15 protein-coding genes, 1 rRNA gene and 1 riboswitch are annotated in these 15,862 nt (G+C 65.2%); of the genes, 10 read left to right on the top strand and 6 right to left on the bottom strand.

Annotated elements, in window-relative coordinates; all coding sequences use genetic code 11:
• The first annotated feature begins 11 nt into the window (after positions 1–11).
• On the top strand, positions 12–878 hold the full coding sequence (locus tag CAPI_RS07690; RefSeq protein WP_018018070.1) for a DUF6928 family protein: 867 nt from the start codon (positions 12–14) through the stop codon (positions 876–878).
• Here CAPI_RS07690 and CAPI_RS07695 read toward each other — a convergent pair.
• The 3 genes from CAPI_RS07695 to CAPI_RS07705 are packed head-to-tail and all read right to left on the bottom strand — an operon-like array spanning position 875 to position 3,860.
• Positions 875–1,684, bottom strand: coding sequence for a TrmH family RNA methyltransferase (locus CAPI_RS07695; RefSeq protein WP_018018071.1), 810 nt, complete (start codon positions 1,682–1,684; stop codon positions 875–877). The genes CAPI_RS07690 and CAPI_RS07695 overlap by 4 nt on opposite strands.
• On the bottom strand, positions 1,681–3,114 hold the full coding sequence (locus tag CAPI_RS07700) for an NCS2 family permease (protein WP_018018072.1): 1,434 nt from the start codon (positions 3,112–3,114) through the stop codon (positions 1,681–1,683). The genes CAPI_RS07695 and CAPI_RS07700 overlap by 4 nt, the downstream gene beginning before the upstream one ends.
• A gap of 32 nt (positions 3,115–3,146) precedes the next feature.
• Positions 3,147–3,860, bottom strand: coding sequence for a DUF3027 domain-containing protein (locus CAPI_RS07705; protein WP_018018073.1), 714 nt, complete (start codon positions 3,858–3,860; stop codon positions 3,147–3,149).
• A 24-nt stretch (positions 3,861–3,884) separates the two neighbouring features.
• Between CAPI_RS07705 and CAPI_RS07710 the strand changes: the two genes are divergently transcribed.
• Positions 3,885–4,670, top strand: a complete 786-nt coding sequence (locus CAPI_RS07710; protein WP_211205612.1) for a glutaminyl-peptide cyclotransferase — start codon at positions 3,885–3,887, stop codon at positions 4,668–4,670.
• Between the two features lie 11 nt (positions 4,671–4,681).
• Positions 4,682–5,194 (top strand): DUF2771 family protein, encoded by a 513-nt coding sequence (locus CAPI_RS07715; RefSeq protein WP_018018075.1) that lies wholly within the window; start codon positions 4,682–4,684, stop codon positions 5,192–5,194.
• Here CAPI_RS07715 and CAPI_RS07720 read toward each other — a convergent pair.
• On the bottom strand, positions 5,191–5,574 hold the full coding sequence (locus CAPI_RS07720) for a cold-shock protein (RefSeq protein ID WP_018018076.1): 384 nt from the start codon (positions 5,572–5,574) through the stop codon (positions 5,191–5,193). The genes CAPI_RS07715 and CAPI_RS07720 overlap by 4 nt on opposite strands.
• Before the next feature lie 310 nt (positions 5,575–5,884).
• Positions 5,885–6,059: riboswitch (cyclic di-AMP (ydaO/yuaA leader) on the top strand.
• Between the two features lie 9 nt (positions 6,060–6,068).
• Here CAPI_RS07720 and CAPI_RS07725 point away from each other — a divergent pair.
• A complete protein-coding gene (locus CAPI_RS07725) occupies positions 6,069–6,656 on the top strand; it encodes a resuscitation-promoting factor Rpf1 domain-containing protein (RefSeq protein WP_018018077.1) in 588 nt (195 codons plus the stop codon).
• A gap of 56 nt (positions 6,657–6,712) precedes the next feature.
• Here CAPI_RS07725 and CAPI_RS07730 read toward each other — a convergent pair whose 3' ends face one another.
• Positions 6,713–6,907: a hypothetical protein gene (locus CAPI_RS07730; protein ID WP_018018078.1), complete on the bottom strand. Its 195-nt coding sequence runs from the start codon at positions 6,905–6,907 to the stop codon at positions 6,713–6,715.
• 53 nt (positions 6,908–6,960) lie between these two features.
• Between CAPI_RS07730 and CAPI_RS07735 the strand changes: the two genes are divergently transcribed.
• From CAPI_RS07735 to CAPI_RS07760, 6 genes are all read left to right on the top strand, one after another.
• Positions 6,961–9,042, top strand: a complete 2,082-nt coding sequence (locus tag CAPI_RS07735; RefSeq protein WP_018018079.1) for a helicase-associated domain-containing protein — start codon at positions 6,961–6,963, stop codon at positions 9,040–9,042.
• 5 nt (positions 9,043–9,047) lie between these two features.
• A complete protein-coding gene (locus CAPI_RS07740) occupies positions 9,048–9,929 on the top strand; it encodes an ABC transporter ATP-binding protein (RefSeq protein ID WP_018018080.1) in 882 nt (293 codons plus the stop codon).
• Complete coding sequence (locus CAPI_RS07745; RefSeq protein WP_018018081.1) at positions 9,926–11,110, top strand: ABC transporter permease; 1,185 nt, start codon at positions 9,926–9,928, stop codon at positions 11,108–11,110. The genes CAPI_RS07740 and CAPI_RS07745 overlap by 4 nt, the downstream gene beginning before the upstream one ends.
• 16 nt (positions 11,111–11,126) lie before the next feature.
• Entirely contained in the window at positions 11,127–12,767 is a 1,641-nt protein-coding gene (locus CAPI_RS07750) for a DNA repair helicase XPB (protein WP_156806914.1), read from the top strand.
• Positions 12,768–12,777: 10 nt separating this feature from the next.
• Positions 12,778–13,419: a DUF3239 domain-containing protein gene (locus CAPI_RS07755; RefSeq protein WP_245531649.1), complete on the top strand. Its 642-nt coding sequence runs from the start codon at positions 12,778–12,780 to the stop codon at positions 13,417–13,419.
• A 145-nt stretch (positions 13,420–13,564) separates the two neighbouring features.
• A complete protein-coding gene (locus CAPI_RS07760; protein ID WP_018018084.1) occupies positions 13,565–15,637 on the top strand; it encodes a YhgE/Pip domain-containing protein in 2,073 nt (690 codons plus the stop codon).
• Between the two features lie 63 nt (positions 15,638–15,700).
• On the opposite strand, the gene rrf is transcribed toward CAPI_RS07760, so the two are convergent.
• Positions 15,701–15,818, bottom strand: a 5S ribosomal RNA gene (gene rrf, locus CAPI_RS07765).
• Positions 15,819–15,862 lie beyond the last annotated feature (44 nt).

Below are 15,862 nucleotides of genomic sequence, written 5' to 3' on the forward strand. Positions count from 1 at the left end.
AAGGAGCATCAATGTCAAACCCCGCAGTTGTGACCTTATGGTTTGTCAATACCGCAGACCCGGCGCAGGTGCTGGAGGGCGAGCCGAAGGCCGACCGGGGTTTCGGCCGCAAGCTCCTCGCCCAGCTGAACCCGGCGTGGCCGATCACGCCCATTGGCGAGTTCCCCCTAAACCGTTCTTCCCTGCCCAGCCGCAACGAGTTCTACATCGCCGGCTACCCAGGTGTCGCGGTGGTGCAGACCTTCGTCGATGATGCCGGTGCCCTGTCAACCGTCGCCCCGGAACTTCGCCAAGGTCTGCCCGCCGCCGACGTCTACCTCTTCGCGGAGGGCACGGAGAGCGACTTTGCCGGGTTCGCTCACTTCGCCGGGCCCACCCTACAGCGCGCACTGACCGCCACCCGCGACGTTGTCATCGAGGATGTCGGTCTGCCCGATCCTTTCGAAGCCCCCTACTGGGCCGGTGAGAAGGCGGAGCAAATCGGCGGAATCTCCCTTCCCTTCGAGCCCAAAGACCTTGCACGCGCCGCGCAAGAAACATGGATTGGGGTCGACGTCTCCCCCTCCGGACCGGACATCAACGTCGTAGGTTACGCGATTGACGGACGACCCGAACCGAGGATCGAAAAGCCGGCTCAGCGGGAGGAAACGAAGTCTGTGGAGCACGTCGCCGCACGTTTCGCTCAACGGGAACGAGACGCGGATTACGACGATTACGAGGGCTCGCCAGACGCGACCGGCGAGCAGGACGGCGAGGAATTCGCCCAGCTTGTCGACGCCTCCGTGGCCGCCGCGAAACGCGTCACCAGAATCGTGCGCCGCCGAGTGCGAGCAGCGCGGTCCGCGCTCATCGAGCGGATCCGCCACTCCGACCGTTAGCGCAGGCTGCGCTGTCGTTCGTAGAACGCGATCGCGGCTGACGTCGCGACGTTGAGGGAGTCCGTTCCCGCTGCCATCGGGATGCGCGCCCTGACGTCCGTAGCGCGCATCGCGTGCGGCGTGAGCCCGGGCCCCTCCCCGCCGACCAAAAAGGCGACTTTCTCGTGCCCGCCCACGGCGTCCGCAATGTGGACGGAGTCCGACGCTGGAGTGAGGGATACCAGCCACCACCCCTGGTCCCGCAGTGCCTGCAGGCTGCGCTGCCAGGTGGTAACACTGCCCTCGAGGTGCGCAAAGGGGGTGCGCAGGACGTGGCCCATTGAAACCCGTACGCTACGCCGGTAAAGAGGGTCAGCGCAGCCGGCACCGAACAGTACCCCGTCGACATCCATCCCCGCCGCGTTGCGGAAGATGGCGCCGATGTTTTCGTGGTCTCCCACCCCCTCGAGGATGACCAACGTGCGGGCATTGGCCACGACATCCTCGACGGGAAGAGGCGCGGGTCTTTCGCCCACGGCAAGCAGGCCGCGGTGCATATCATAACCCGCCACCTGAGCCAGCACCGAACGCGAGACCTCGTAGACAGGCACCCCCGCCGCGGCAACGTCTCCGTGCGACGCGAGGAACGCATCGAGGCGGCCGCCGAATCCGATGACGCTGCGCAGCGGGAAGCGAGACTGCGCGAGGCGACCGCACACAAGCGGGCCCTCGCCGAAGACCAGGTCGCGCTTCGCATCGGAGTGCTTGAGGTCCCGGATATCGTCGAGCCGGGGGTCGCTGGGGTCGTCGATAAGAATGCGCGTCACGCGAGCGCCGCCAGCAAAGGACCGTGGGCGAAGTACAGCACGAAGAGAGCGGAGATGAGCCACATAATCCAATGGACGTCCTTGCGCTTGCCGGCGAACACGGCCATCAGCGTAAACGAGATGAACCCCACCCCGATGCCATTTGCGATGGAATAGGTAAAGGGCATTGTGACGATGGTGAGGAAGGCCGGCAGCGCCACATGGAACTGGTTCCACTCGATGGAACCCACTTGCATCATCATGAGCGCGCCCACGATGACGAGGACGGGGGCCGCAGCTTCAACCGGCACAACGGCGTACAGCGGGGTGAGGAACATGGCAAGAAGGAACAGCACACCGGTCACGATGTTCGCCAAGCCCGTGCGCGCGCCGTCTGCGATGCCCGCGGAGGAATCCACGTAAACCGTGTTCGACGACGCGGAGGTGGCGCCGCCGACGACAGCGCCGAAGCCCTCGACGACGAGCGCGCGCTTCATATCGGGCAGCTCACCGTGCTCGTCGGTCAACCCGCCCTGACGGCCGAGGGCCGTCATCGTGCCCATCGCGTCGAAGAAGTTGGCCAACACAAGCGTGAACACGAAGAGGGAAGCCGCGATCACACCGGCGTGAGCAAAGGCGCCGACGGGATCGATGTTGCCGACGATCGAGAGGTCAGGCAGGCCTCCCAGCGAGTCAGGGAGCTTGGGAACCGCAAGGCTCCACCCAGCGGGGTTGTTCGTCGACGAGCCCGCCCCGACAAGGGCCTCCACGATGAGGGAGATCACGGTCGTGACGACGATGCCGATGAACAGCCCCCCGGGCACGCCCCGCACGACCATGTACCCGCAGATAATGAGGCCGATGATGAAAACGAACGTGGGCCACGAAGCGATCGACCCGTTGATGCCCAGTTGCACCGGAACGGTGGTCATCGCCGCATCTGGGACGCGGCGCACGAAGCCGGCGTCGACCAGGCCGATAAGGGCAATGAACAGCCCGATGCCGACGGACATGGCGGCCCGCATCGAATCTGGGATGGCACGAAAGACCGCACTGCGGAACCCTGTGACGGCGAGGATGCAGATCACCAAACCGTCAATAACCACCAGCCCCATGGCTTCCGGCCAGGTGAGCCCCTGCTGCCCCACCAGAGTGACGGCGACGAGCGTATTCAAGCCGAGGCCCGCGGCAATGCCGAAGGGGTAGCGCGCGACGAGGCCGAAGAGAATGGACATCACCCCCGCGGCGAGGGCCGTCGCGGCCGCGACCTGGGGGATGCCCAACACAACACCCTCGCGGTCGGCGCTGGTGCCGATGATCAGGGGGTTGAGCAAGACGATGTAGGCCATCGCAAAGAACGTGACCACACCCCCGCGGATTTCAGTTGCAATTGAGGATCCGCGGTCGGTGATGCTGAAAAAACGGTCAATGCTCTGCTGGCTCGTGCTCACGCAAGTGAGCTTAGAGCGCTGCTAGCTGCGCCTCAAAACAACGGTTTCTCGTCGTCAAAGAACTCGTCCGCGCCCGCGTGCGGGGCGGGGACCCGTGTGTCTGAGTGTGCTCCGCAGCCGTAGCTCGCGGAAACGACCCTACCGTCCGCCGAGAACTCGTTGCAGCACGCGCCGAAGTTGTCCCCCACCGGCTCCCCAAAGGGCAGGAAAAACGCGCACGACCTGCATTTCAGCTGGGCTTGCGCGGCGAACTCGCTGTTCGGCCCGTAGTCTCCGGTGCGCCACCGGCGCCGCGCCTCGTCCAGACCGGCGCGCGTCAGGTACTTCCGCGTCTCCCGCCCCGGCAACGTCACTGCGTCGCGGTCGAACGAGTCGTCCGTCAGGCGCGGGTCGTCCGGCGCGGGCTCCAGCAGATCGCCCGGTCTGAGGTCCCCAGGCCTCAACCTCTCCGCGTACGGCACCCACTGGGGGGCCTCAAGCGCCTCACCGCTTGGCGACGGCACCAGCGCCACCTCATTGACGGTGACCCAGGTTGACCCCGTGGCGCAGGCAACGACGGCGTTCCATTCCCAGCCCGGGTATCCGGGGACGTCGGCCACAAATCGGTGGGTAGCCACGTTGCGGGACACCCCCGCCACACCGATGTGTTCGCCGACGCCACCCTCGGCGATTTCACCCAGCGCCGCCCGCGCGGTTGAAACAGCCCTGGGGCCGAGCAGAGCGTCCGCGTTCCTCTTCTCAGTCACTCCCCCATTATGCGCGAGGGATGCATGATAGACCGCATGGGTCGTCTCGCCGCGTTGGTCAGTACCGCACTGCTTCTTGCTGCATGTTCTTCCCCCGCCGATCCTGGCGACGAGCCAGAGCACCTCGTGGCGGTAGTGAAAGACCGCCACCCGGCGGACACCGGTAGCTTCACGCAGGGCCTGGAAATGGCAGAGGATGGCACACTGTACGTCGGCACTGGCTGGGTGGGCCAGTCCCGCGTGTACCGCCGCACGGTGGATGGCGAAATGCTCTCCTCCCGCGACCTCGATGCGTCGTTCTTCGGAGAGGGGATTACCCGCGCGGGTTCGTCGCTATGGCAGCTCACCTGGCGCGATGGCGTGGCCATCCAGCGCGATGCAGACTCGCTGGAGGAGACAGCCCGCGTCCCTTTATCCGGGGAGGGTTGGGGCGCTTGCTCCCGCGGGGACGAGGTGGTGGTCTCCGACGGCTCCAACGAGCTGCGCAGAATGGACCCGGAGACACTGACCGAGCGCAGCCGCTTCGAGGTGACGCGCGCTGGCCAGCCCGTCACGGGGCTCAACGAACTTGAATGCGTCCACGATGACATATATGCCAACATCTTCCTCACGACGGATATCGTCCGTATCGATGCCACAACGGGAGTGGTCACCGCAGTTATCGACGCCTCCGGCGTTCCCAACAACGCCGCGCCCGACCCCAACAACGTGCTCAACGGCATCGCGAAGATACCCGGGACCGACGAGTTTTTTCTCACCGGCAAGCGGTGGCCCGACCTGTACACCGTCACCTTCGAACCCGAAGATTAAAATCTCCGACCATGGCCACAAACGCATCGCGAACTTCCGCGTGGAAACTGCTTATCGTGCTGGGCCTCGGGGTGCTCGTTCTGGTCGCCGGCCTTTACGCCTTCTGGGATTGGCAGAAAAACAAGCCGGGTAGGCCCGCCTCCGAAGTGACGGTTGCGGTGACCAGCGGTGACGCGACACTCGACGTGGGCGCCTACACGGTGTGCGAACTTGACGCGGAGTGCGAGGGAGGACAGCCCCCCAGCCTGGCCCTCGACACTGGGTCCGATGTCACCGTTCGCGTGCCCGAAGAAATTGGGGAGTCGAGCTGGCAGTTGCTCACTATCTACGACGACCCGGCCGCTAACGACCAACAACTCTTCCAGGCGGGGGACGCGCTGGAAGCGACCGCGCCCGCCACGAAAGGCGAGGCCCACCTCGTCGTAGCCGAGGTGTCGTTCCTTACTGTCGGCACGGACACTCAGGGCCACGAGACCCCCGTCGTTGCAACCTATTCAGTGTCGTTTAATGCCCCAGCTAATTAGGCGTCGAGCTCTTTCGCCACAGCTCGGAGAATCTCGGCGACTTGCCGCGCCTCTTTGCGCTCCGGGTAGCGGCCTGCGGTCAGGGCGGGCTGCACTTGTGTTTCGATCAGCGTCATGACGTCGGCAAGCATGCTGCCAAGTTCCTCGGGCTTGCGGCGGTGAACCGGGCGGCGCTTGGGGGTGTCGAGTATTCGAACCCGCAGCGCCTGAGGACCCCGGCGCCCAGCCGCGAAGTCGAATTCGATACGCTGGCCCGCAACGAGCTCGTCAACACCCTCGGGCAACACCGCCTGGCCGACGAAAACATCCTCGTCACCGGGGTTGGAGGCGAATCCAAACCCCTTTTCAGCGTCGTACCACTTCACCTTTCCGATCGGCATTGAGCACTCACTCCTACATTCTCTACGGGATCAACACTTTGGGGCTCTAGGTAAACCCTATGGGAACCCTATGGGAAGAAGTCATTCTATCGACGGGGAGCCGCAACGCGAGATGTGACACATATCACCCACGCGCGGAAAACGCGCTTCTTGCAGCATAAACACAGTGGCTAGGGTCGGGTTTTCGGCGGCACGGCAGTCATTTTGTGTCCATCGCGTGACATAACCGTTACACATCGTTAGAGTAGCCCTCACGCCTTCGGAGCTACGCCGAATTCTGTCCGGCTCCGCGTCATCTAAGGCATACATTGTACCCCATCCACAAACTTCATGAGGACAGAAGCGGGGAACCCACCGCGGACGAACACGGGACGCACACGATGTCGCCGCCGGAGATCACTCTCCTAGGGGTGAGGCCGCCTACGCGGCCTGGCACCTCAGCCAGAACCCGACAGCTAACTCCGCAGGCGCAGAAGAGAGGAAAACACATTCGTATGGGACGCCACTCCACGAAGACTGCATCCATGGGCAAGAAGGCCCTCGTCGGCACCGCGGCAGCCGCCGCCCTGACGGGCATTATCGCCCCGAACGCTTCCGCGGCATCTGACGCCGACTGGGACAGCCTCGCCCAGTGCGAGTCAGGCGGAAACTGGGCCATCAACAATGGAAATGGCTACCAGGGCGGCCTGCAGTTCTCCCCGTCAACGTGGCAGGCATACGGTGGCGCGGAGTTCGCCCCGACTGCTAACCTCGCCTCCCGCGAGCAGCAGATCGTTGTGGCTGAGCGCACCCTCGCGGGCCAGGGCTGGGGCGCCTGGCCGGCTTGCTCCGCCCAGCTCGGTCTGAACTCCGCGCCGACCAACCGCGACGCCCAGTACGCTCAGGCCACCCAGCCGGCCGCTCAGCCGGCCGCTCAGTACGCGCAGGTCCAGGCTCCGGCGGACTCCGCTTCTGACGCGCTCTACGCCCAGCTCAGCAGCACCCTGAGCGCTTACGGTCTGGAGGTGCCCGCGCAGGTGCGCGACGCATATACCGCCAATAAAGCCATCATCGACACGGTGGTGGCTGGCGTCCGCGGCTAAGCGCCCATGTAACGCCAAAGGCCCTCGCGTTTGCGAGGGCCTTTGGCGTTTGCGTTCTAGCGGTTGATGCGCGTCGTCGGGTGAACGTACGCGATCTCCTCGGCGGGCCGGGGAAGAATCAGATCATCGCCGAACGGGCTTGAGGCACCAGCGAGCTTGGAGGAAATTTCCGTCACCGGGTGACCGTTGCCGGGGGTGTGCTCCGGCCACGCTGGGTTTGCGCGACCGATCTTCTCAACGTCGTTAGCCATAAGGCCTATTGTTTCACGGCGGCCTCGAAAACGCACGTAAAATCACCCCCGTAATGTCTGATCTCCTCACCGCCCTGCGCGCCATGACCGACGATGAACTTCGCGCAGTCCTATCAGCCCGCCCCGACGTCACGGTGCCCACCCCACCGTCGCTCGCTTCCCTGGCCACTCGACTCTCACTACCCGGTTCTGTGGCCCGAGTAGTACGCGCGCTCAACGCTGGGGAACTTGCCGTCTTAGAGGCGGCCGGTGACGCGGGAGCCGAGTTGGAGCCTATCGACATCGGGCTCCTGGCGCACCTCCCCCTCGATGTCGCCGGGGCCGTGCGATCACTTAGGGAAAAAGCGCTTCTTTACGGGCCCGACGACGCTCTTCGTTGTTCCCCCGGCGCTCTTGCCACCCTCCCCGCAGGCTGGCGGGTTCTCGATCCGGTCCCTCCCGACGTCGAAGAGAAGGTCGCGCAGTTAGGGCCCCGCGAACGTCAGGTGCTCGATACTCTTGCTTCCTCCGGCGGGATCGGTACGACTCGGGCAGCGGCCGCGGACGCGGACCCTCGGGGACCCATCCCCCAACTTCTCGAGCGCGGTTTGCTCGTGCGCGTCGACGAGCGCACCGTACGCCTGCCTCGCCCGGTGCGCGAGACGCTAGGAGGAATGACCCCGCGTGTCTATCCTGTCATCCCGCCGGATGGGCGCAGCGCCACCGAAGACCCCGCGGTGGATTCGGTGGCAGCCGACCACGGCCTCGATGCCGTGCGGCGCATGCGTCAACTCCTCACGGCGCTGTTTGCGTCACCGGTGCCGCTGAATAAGGACGGTTCGGTTGGGCTCAGGGCGGTGGCGTCGCTAAGCAAAGCCCTGGGTTTTGACCCGTCTTTCATCATCACGGTGGGAGAATCGGCGGGTGTGGTCGGCCGTGGCAATGTCGATGGCACCGACGTGCTAGCCGCGACCCGCGACGCGCCCGCCTGGCTCGATTCGCCACTCGCCGCCCAATGGTCGACACTCCTCACCGGGTGGCTCGCATCCCCCTGGCAACGAAGCGCCGAGCAGCGATTGCTCTCTAAGGAGACGCACCGGCCCGAGGTGCGCACGCCGCGCTCTATTGTCGTGCGCTGCGCCTCAGAGGCACTGATGCCCACCCTGCTGTACAGGTTTCCCGTTGCCGCTGCAGGGATGACCTCGCACTTCATCGAGGACGTCGTCGAGGAGGGGCGCATGATCGGCGCGCTCGGCAATGGTCTCCCCTCCTCTCCCCTGGCGGCTGTGCTTAACGGCGAGGATGTCACCCGGGCAGCGGCAGCACTCGTTCCCGCGGAGGTTGATGCCGTCATCGCCCAGGCGGATATGACAATCCTTGCCCCCGGCCCCATGCCACCTGAGATGGCTCGCGTCTTAGAGTTATTCGCTGACCTCGAGTCACCGGGCCTGGCTAGCGTCTACCGGGTCACCCACGAGTCCGTCCGGCGCGCTTTGAATGCCGGCACGACGGCTGCAGAGCTCCATTCGTGGCTCGCGCGCTATGTCGACGGCGAGGTTCCCCCCGCCATGAGCTTTCTTATCGACGACACCGCGCGCCACCACGGTGCCACCCGAGCCGGCGCCGCCGCAAGCTACATCCACAGCGAGGACCCCGCCCTTATCGCTCTAGCTGCACAGCGCGTCTCCTCGCTGCGCGTCATCGCGCCCACGGTCGCGATCTCCTTGCTTGGCCTCCCCGCCCTCATGCGCGAGCTTCGCGGGGTGGGCCTCCAACCAAGCGCCGAGGATTTCACGGGCGCGCGCATTGACATGGCCCCCGAACCGCGTCTGGTCGCGGCGACGCCGTCCCGCCTGCCCTCCCCCCACGGTGTCTCCCCCGCGCACCTGGAGGAGATCGTGCGCGCCGTCCGGACGGCGGATGCCACTGGGGCAACGGAAACTGAAGAAAATGACAGCATGTTGTCTACGCTGCGCGCTGCCGTTCGCGCGCGACGGCACGTCGCAATCGGCTTCGTCGATGCCCAGGGACGTTCAAAGACCCTTACTGCTCTTCCCCTCTCGGCTACGTCTGGGCAGGTGGATGTGCTTGAAGAGTCCACAAACAGCGTGGTCCGCATCTCGCTGCCCCGCGTCACCCACGTACTGCTAGCCTAGGGCGCGTGCCCTCCTTAGACATTGTCAGCCTGTATAAGCGCTTCGGCGATAACCAGGCACTCAATGGAATGAGCCTGACCGTCCACCCCGGTGAAATCTACGGCTTCGTCGGCTCCAACGGCGCCGGCAAGTCCACCACCATGCGCATCGCCATGGGAGTCCTCGCCACGGATAGCGGCGAGGTTCTCTTCGATGGGGCCCCGCTTGACGACGACTCGCGTCGCCGCATCGGGTACATGCCCGAAGAGCGCGGGCTGTACGGCAAGGAAAAGGTCCTTGAGCAGCTCGTCTTCCTGGCCAGGCTGAACGGGCTGGCGCGCGACGACGCTGTCCGCAGCGGGACGCGCCTGCTGGAAGAGCTGGGGCTCGGCGAGCGCCTCCAGGACAAGGTCGACGATCTCTCCCTCGGCAATCAACAGCGCGTGCAGCTGGCCGCTAGCCTCATTCACGACCCCGACGTTTTGATCCTCGACGAGCCCTTCTCCGGCCTCGATCCCGTCGCGGTCGATGTCATGAGCACGATGCTCACCCGCCGCGCGCGCGAGCATGGCGTCCCCGTCATCTTTTCCTCACACCAACTCGACTTGGTGCAGCGGTTGTGCGACCGTGTCGGGATCGTGGCTCGCGGCCGCGTGGTGGCCGAAGGAACCGTCGACGAGTTACGGCAGGGCGGGCCCGTGCGCTTCCGGGTGGCGACCGCTGCCCGCGACTGGCTGCCTGAGGGTGCTCGGCTTGTCGAGGACACAGCAACGCACGTCGTTGTCGAAACCGAGCAGGCGAGCGACGACCAGCGAATCCTGCGCGCCGCTCTGGATGCGGGTGAGGTCCACGAGTTCTCCCGCGTTGTGCCTGACCTGTCCGAACTCTTTAAGGAGGCAGTGGCGTGACCCGCCCCTACTCACCTGTGCACACAATTGCCCTGACTGCGGCGCGGGAAATTCACGTCGTCGCCCGCCTCAAGTCGGTGTGGTTCACCGTCGCCCTTCTGCTCATCGGCATCGTGGGGATCATCGGCGTCATCGGGTGGAAGGCCAACTCTGAGGAGTCGGACTCCGCCCCCGTGGTCGCTACCGTGGGCCTACCCGCCTCGGCCTTTGACGGGTCCGGGCTCGAGCCACGCGACGCCCCCGACCGTAGTGCCGCCGAGCAGCTGGTCCGCGACGGGGACGTCGAGGCCGCCGTCGTCGCCTCCCCCTCGGGGTGGGAGTTGGTGGACGATGGCGCCGAAGCGTCGTCAAGCATCTATGCCCACGTGAACCAGGCCGCGTCGTTCTACTCCACAACCGCCGCCCTAAGCGCTCTCGGTGTGTCCCCGGCCGACTTCGCCGCGGCCTCGCCTAATACAACGGTGACGTTGGTGGATCTGTCGGCCGACGCGGACACGACCGATGCCGACTTTACCCGTCTCGGCTTGGTCTTCGCCGCGCTGATAATCATCATGTTCACCGTGGTGCTCTTCGCGGCGAATGTCGGCAGCCGCGTCACCGTGGAAAAGTCCTCCCGCGTGGTTGAGCTCGTACTCGCCTCGGTGAAGCCCCGCGACTTTCTCGCCGGGAAACTGCTTGGGGCGATTGCCATCGGATTCGCCACCACGCTCCTTGTTATCGGGGCTGGTTCGGTCGCGCTGGCGGTCACGGGGCTGGCCAGCGACATATCCTTCGACTGGGGCATAGTCCCGGTGCTTTTGGGGGCGTGGCTAGCAGCCATGCTGTTCTTCGGCGCTCTCTACGCAGCAGCGGGTGCGCTGGTCCAGCGCAGCGAGGACCTCCAATCAACACAGATGCCGGTTCTTCTCCTGCTGATGGCCACGATGTACATCCCGCTGCTGGGGTGGCTTCATACCTCCGAGACGTGGATGCAGGTGGCCAGCTGGATCCCGCCGTTTTCCATCTTCGCCGCCCCGCTGACGTATGCCGCGGGGAACTTCTCGGCGGTAAAGCTCGCTGCCTCTTTTGCCCTTGCGCTCGTCGCGACGGCCGGCGTGGTCTGGCTGGCAGGGAGAATCTACAAGAATTCGATTCTAAACAACGGCCGCAAGATGTCGTGGCTCAAGGCCGCCGCCGCGTAGAGGCGGCGTAAAGTCGGTGCTCATGCCCGACGGCCCCCTCATCGTCCAATCCGACCAGACAGTTCTTCTCGACGTCGCCCATCCGCTCTCGGGAGAAGCCCGCGCCGCGCTGGCGCCCTTTGCCGAGTTAGAGCGCGCCCCCGAGCACATTCATACGTATCGGATTACGCCGCTGGCGTTGTGGAACGCCCGCGCGGCCGGGTTCGACGCCGAAACCGCCGTCGACGTCCTCGAGCGCTTCTCCCGTTTCCCCGTGCCGCAGAACGTGCTTATTGACGTCGCCGAAACAATGGCCCGCTACGGCCGAGTCCGCCTGCACAACCACCCGGCGCACGGGTTGATTCTGGAGGCGGACGAGGCCGCAATCCTCACCGAGGTCTCGCGCAACAAGAAAATCGCCCCCTTGGTGGGGGCTCCCATTGACGAGCTCACGCTCCCCGTCCACCCGTCCGAGCGCGGACGGATCAAGCAAGAGCTCACCAGGCTCGGGTGGCCCGCCGAGGACCTCGCCGGTTACGTCGACGGCGAAGCCCACCCCGTCGCTTTGACCGAGGACGGGTGGAGCGTTCGCGACTACCAGGCCCAGGCTACGGAGTCCTTCTGGGCCGGGGGCTCTGGGGTGGTCGTCTTGCCCTGCGGCGCGGGAAAGACCATCGTCGGGGCGGCCGCCATGGCGCAGGCCCAGACAACGACGCTCATCTTGGTCACCAACACGGTAGCGGGGCGACAATGGCGCGACGAGCTGCTGCGACGAACGACCCTTACCCCCGCAGAGATCGGGGAATATTCGGGAGAGCGCAAGGAAATTCGACCTATCACCATCGCCACGTACCAGGTAGTCACCCGCAAGACGAAGGGTGAGTACCGCGCCCTGGAACTGCTTGACGCCCGGGACTGGGGCTTGATTATTTACGACGAAGTGCACCTCCTGCCCGCGCCCGTGTTCCGGATGGCCGCGGATCTGCAGTCCCGTCGCCGTCTCGGCCTGACGGCGACCCTCGTGCGCGAGGACGGGCGGGAGAACGACGTGTTCTCCCTGATCGGCCCCAAACGCTATGACGCGCCGTGGAAAGAGCTCGAGGCAGCGGGGTTTATCGCCACGGCGGAGTGCGTCGAGGTCCGCACGCAGCTCGACGCCGAGGAGCGTCTCGCCTACGCCACGGCGGAAACGCGAGAGCGCTACCGCATCGCGGCGACGAGTGAGGGGAAGCTGGGCGTCGTCGAGAAGCTGCTGGAGCGTCACCGCGGCCGACAGGTTCTTATTATTGGCGCCTACCTCGAACAGATCGAACTCATCGCGGAGCGGATTGGGGCCCCGCTCGTTCACGGCAAGACGAGCACAAGGAAGCGCGAAGAGGCCTTCGCGGCGTTCCGAGCCGGCGAGCTGGACGTCCTCGTCGTATCGAAGGTGGCGAATTTCTCCATCGACCTGCCGGAGGCGTCGGTGGGAATTCAGGTGTCGGGCACGTTTGGCTCCCGCCAAGAGGAGGCCCAGCGTCTCGGCAGGCTGCTGCGCCCCAAGGCTGAGGGCGGCGAGGCCCTGTTCTACACCGTTGTTGCCCGCGATACGCTCGACGCCGAGTACGCCCGTCACCGCCAGCGTTTCCTCGCTGAGCAGGGTTACGCCTACCGGCTTGTGGACGAAGCTGACCTATAACATTGGCGCCATGAGCGAGATGAAAGTGTTCCGGTTCGCGGTCGACGAGGCTTACGCAAAGCAGCACAACGAGCTGCTCCACGACACCCGCCGGCTAGTCATCTCCGCGGTCTGCGTTTTCGCGCTCTCGCTTGCGGGCGCGGCCGCCGCCTGGTTCCTCGTCGACGCGTCGTCTCCCATGCGCCTTTTGGCCACCGTTGGCCTCGCCTTGTTCGGCCTCCTGATGCTCGTGGTTGGCTTCCTCATCCCCCGCTCCATGGGCACAGCGCAGTCGCTTTACGACGCCCACCCGCTCGCCCCCGCCATCGTCGCCGAGGACCGCGGCACGTCGTTGACCCTGTTGGCGCTCGTCAATACGAACGCCGACCCCTCCCGCCGGCCGCGTTGGGCGGTGACGGCGCAAGACGTGGGAAACCTCCCCGGCCCGCATGACGTCGGTACTCGCGTCCCGGTTGTCGCCGTGGGCGGGCAACGATCGGCGCAGGATCGCGACACGTGGAACATCGTGACGCCGATGCCTATCGCATGGGGCACACCGGACGCTGCCGTTATCGACGCTGCTGTTCGCGCAGTTCCCCCAGAGCAGTGGGCCACTCTTGAGAGCTGCCGGGACCGCGTGGACGAGGCTCGAGAAGGACTCGTCATGGTGTGACCGGGGTCACTCCCCCGGGGAAAATATTCCTGGTATCACCTCATTGACACCGTTCGTCGATTAATTTAGTTTCCTAAGCAAAAACCGACCGTCCCTCAAAGCCCGATTATGGGTGCGGGGAGGTCCGATGTGAAAGGAAACGTCTTTGTCGACGGCCACACCATCTCGCCTCAGGAGGGCTCTCAACTGGCGGCCCGCCAGCCTGCTCGCCCGCATCCTCGTCGTCCTCGCGCTCGTCATCCCCCTGCTCATCTCCGCAACGTTTATGTGGGCGCTGTGGGACCCGAGCAAGACCCTGCCCCGCGTCCCCCTCGCCATTGTGAACGAGGACAAGGGCGCCGAGAGCGATGGCGAGTTCCGCGTCGTGGGTGACGAGGTGGTCAAGGGTCTCGTGGACACCTCCTACCTCAACTTCACGGAGGTCTCGGCGGATGAGGCCTCCATCGGCCTCATCAAGGGTGACTACCTGTTCGTGGTCACAATCCCGGAGGACTTCTCCGCCGATACGGTCTCCCTCATCTCGGACAACCCCGCCCAATCCGAAATCCGCGTCGACTACAACGACTACGGCGGGTCCAACGGCAAGGTCCTGACCGCCGCGCTCATTCCAGAGCTGCAGGCAGAAGTCTCCGCCAAGATCTCCGAGACCTACGCCACCCAGACCTTGACGGGCTTGAACCAACTTGGTGACGGCATCCGCCGCGCATCCGACGGCGCCGGGCAGCTCGACGACGGCGTCGGTCAACTCCAAGACGGCGCTGGTCGCGCGGTGGACGGAATCAACCAGCTGGGTAGTGGCGCGACCCAGCTCAACGACGGTGCAGCCCAGCTTAACGACGGCGCGGGCGAACTCAACACGGGTGCCAAGCGCCTCGAGGACGGGGCGGGCCAGCTTGCCGACGGCCTGCTGACCCTGAAGGACGGGACGGGACAGCTCGGTGACGGCGCCGCCCAGATCGACGCCGGAGTCCAGCAGCTCACGGGCACCCTCATTCCCGTTCTGGAGCAGGTGCAGAGCGTCGTCACGCAGGTACAGCCGGTCATCGACACTCTCTACGCCACGGGCCTGACTGCGCAGACGGATCAGCTGCGGAATTCGCTCGCACGCTTCGACCCCGCCAACCAGGGCAACATGGTCAACGATCTCAACCGTCTGCGCGACGGCACAGCACAGTTGAGCTACAACCTGAATAGTCCGGACGCGCCGTACCTCAGCGGCGTGAACCGCCTCATCGACGGCTCCCAGCAGCTCGCTAACGGCTCCACCGAGCTCCGCGCGGGCACGGACCGCCTCCTCACCGGCACCTCGCAGCTCAAAGACGGAACCGCGCGCCTTACCGACGGCACCTCGCAGCTAGCCGACGGTGGATCACAGCTCACAGACGGCATCGGAAAGCTCAAGGACGGGTCCACGGAGCTGCGAACCAAGCTCGACGAGGGAGCCGAGAAAGCCCCCACCGTCAGCCAGCTCCCCGCATCCGCTCACCAGATGGCCGTCCCGATCGTCTTCAACGAGGCCAACCTCCACCCGACGCAGGCTCTCGTCGACGAGTCCAACCCGACCGTCAAGACCATCGAAAGTGGTATCTCTCTCATCGTCATCATCGTCTTCGGCTACCTCATCATGGCGGTGCTCTCCGCACTGCTCCCTCACGCCGTGGGTCGCCGCGCGAACAGCCGGACCGGCATCGGACCCGTCTTGCGGGCGTTCGGCCTCATCTTCCTGATCAACCTTGGCATCATGGCTGTATTCACGGCGATTGCTATCCTCACTGGGTGGCGCCCAGACAACTGGGGCGCCATGGCAGCCGTCGTCGGCTTGATCGCCCTCAACGGCGCGGCCCTGTTCCAATTCTTCCGGGTCCTCTTCGGCCGGCTCGTTGGCGGACTGTTCTCGGTGGGCTTCTTCACGCTTGGCCTGTTTGTCTTCGGCGGCGTGTGGCCACTGCCCACGATCCCCACCCCACTGCAGTTCTTCCACCGCATCCACCCGATGAGCTACGCGCGCGACGCATTCATGAGGGCAACGGACGGGCTTTACGACGCCGCGTTTTGGACCGGACTTATCGTCCTTCTCGCGTCGGCACTCCTTGCGGTCATCCTCTCGGCGGTTATCTACAAGGCGCGCCGCGATACAGCAGAGGAACTCGTTGACGGACACACCCCGGCCCACAGGGAACGACTCGGCGAAGAACCGTTCGCCTCGATCACGAACTAGACCGGAGAACGCAAAAAAGGGGCGCCTTGGTGGGGGCGCCCCTTTTTGTGTTGTTGAGTTGTTGGTCGGCGGTAACTTACTCTCCCACCCCCTCCCGGGGGCAGTACCATCAGCGCGGGCGGGCTTAGCTTCCGGGTTCGGAATGGGTCCGGGCGTGTCCCCGCCGCTATTGACCACCGACACATTTTTTTGTTGTTGGGCGCCCCGTGGCCGGGGGGTGTGGTG

It is taken from the genome of Corynebacterium capitovis DSM 44611 (assembly GCF_030440535.1).
In the GTDB taxonomy this organism is placed as follows: Bacteria; Actinomycetota; Actinomycetes; order Mycobacteriales; family Mycobacteriaceae; genus Corynebacterium; species Corynebacterium capitovis.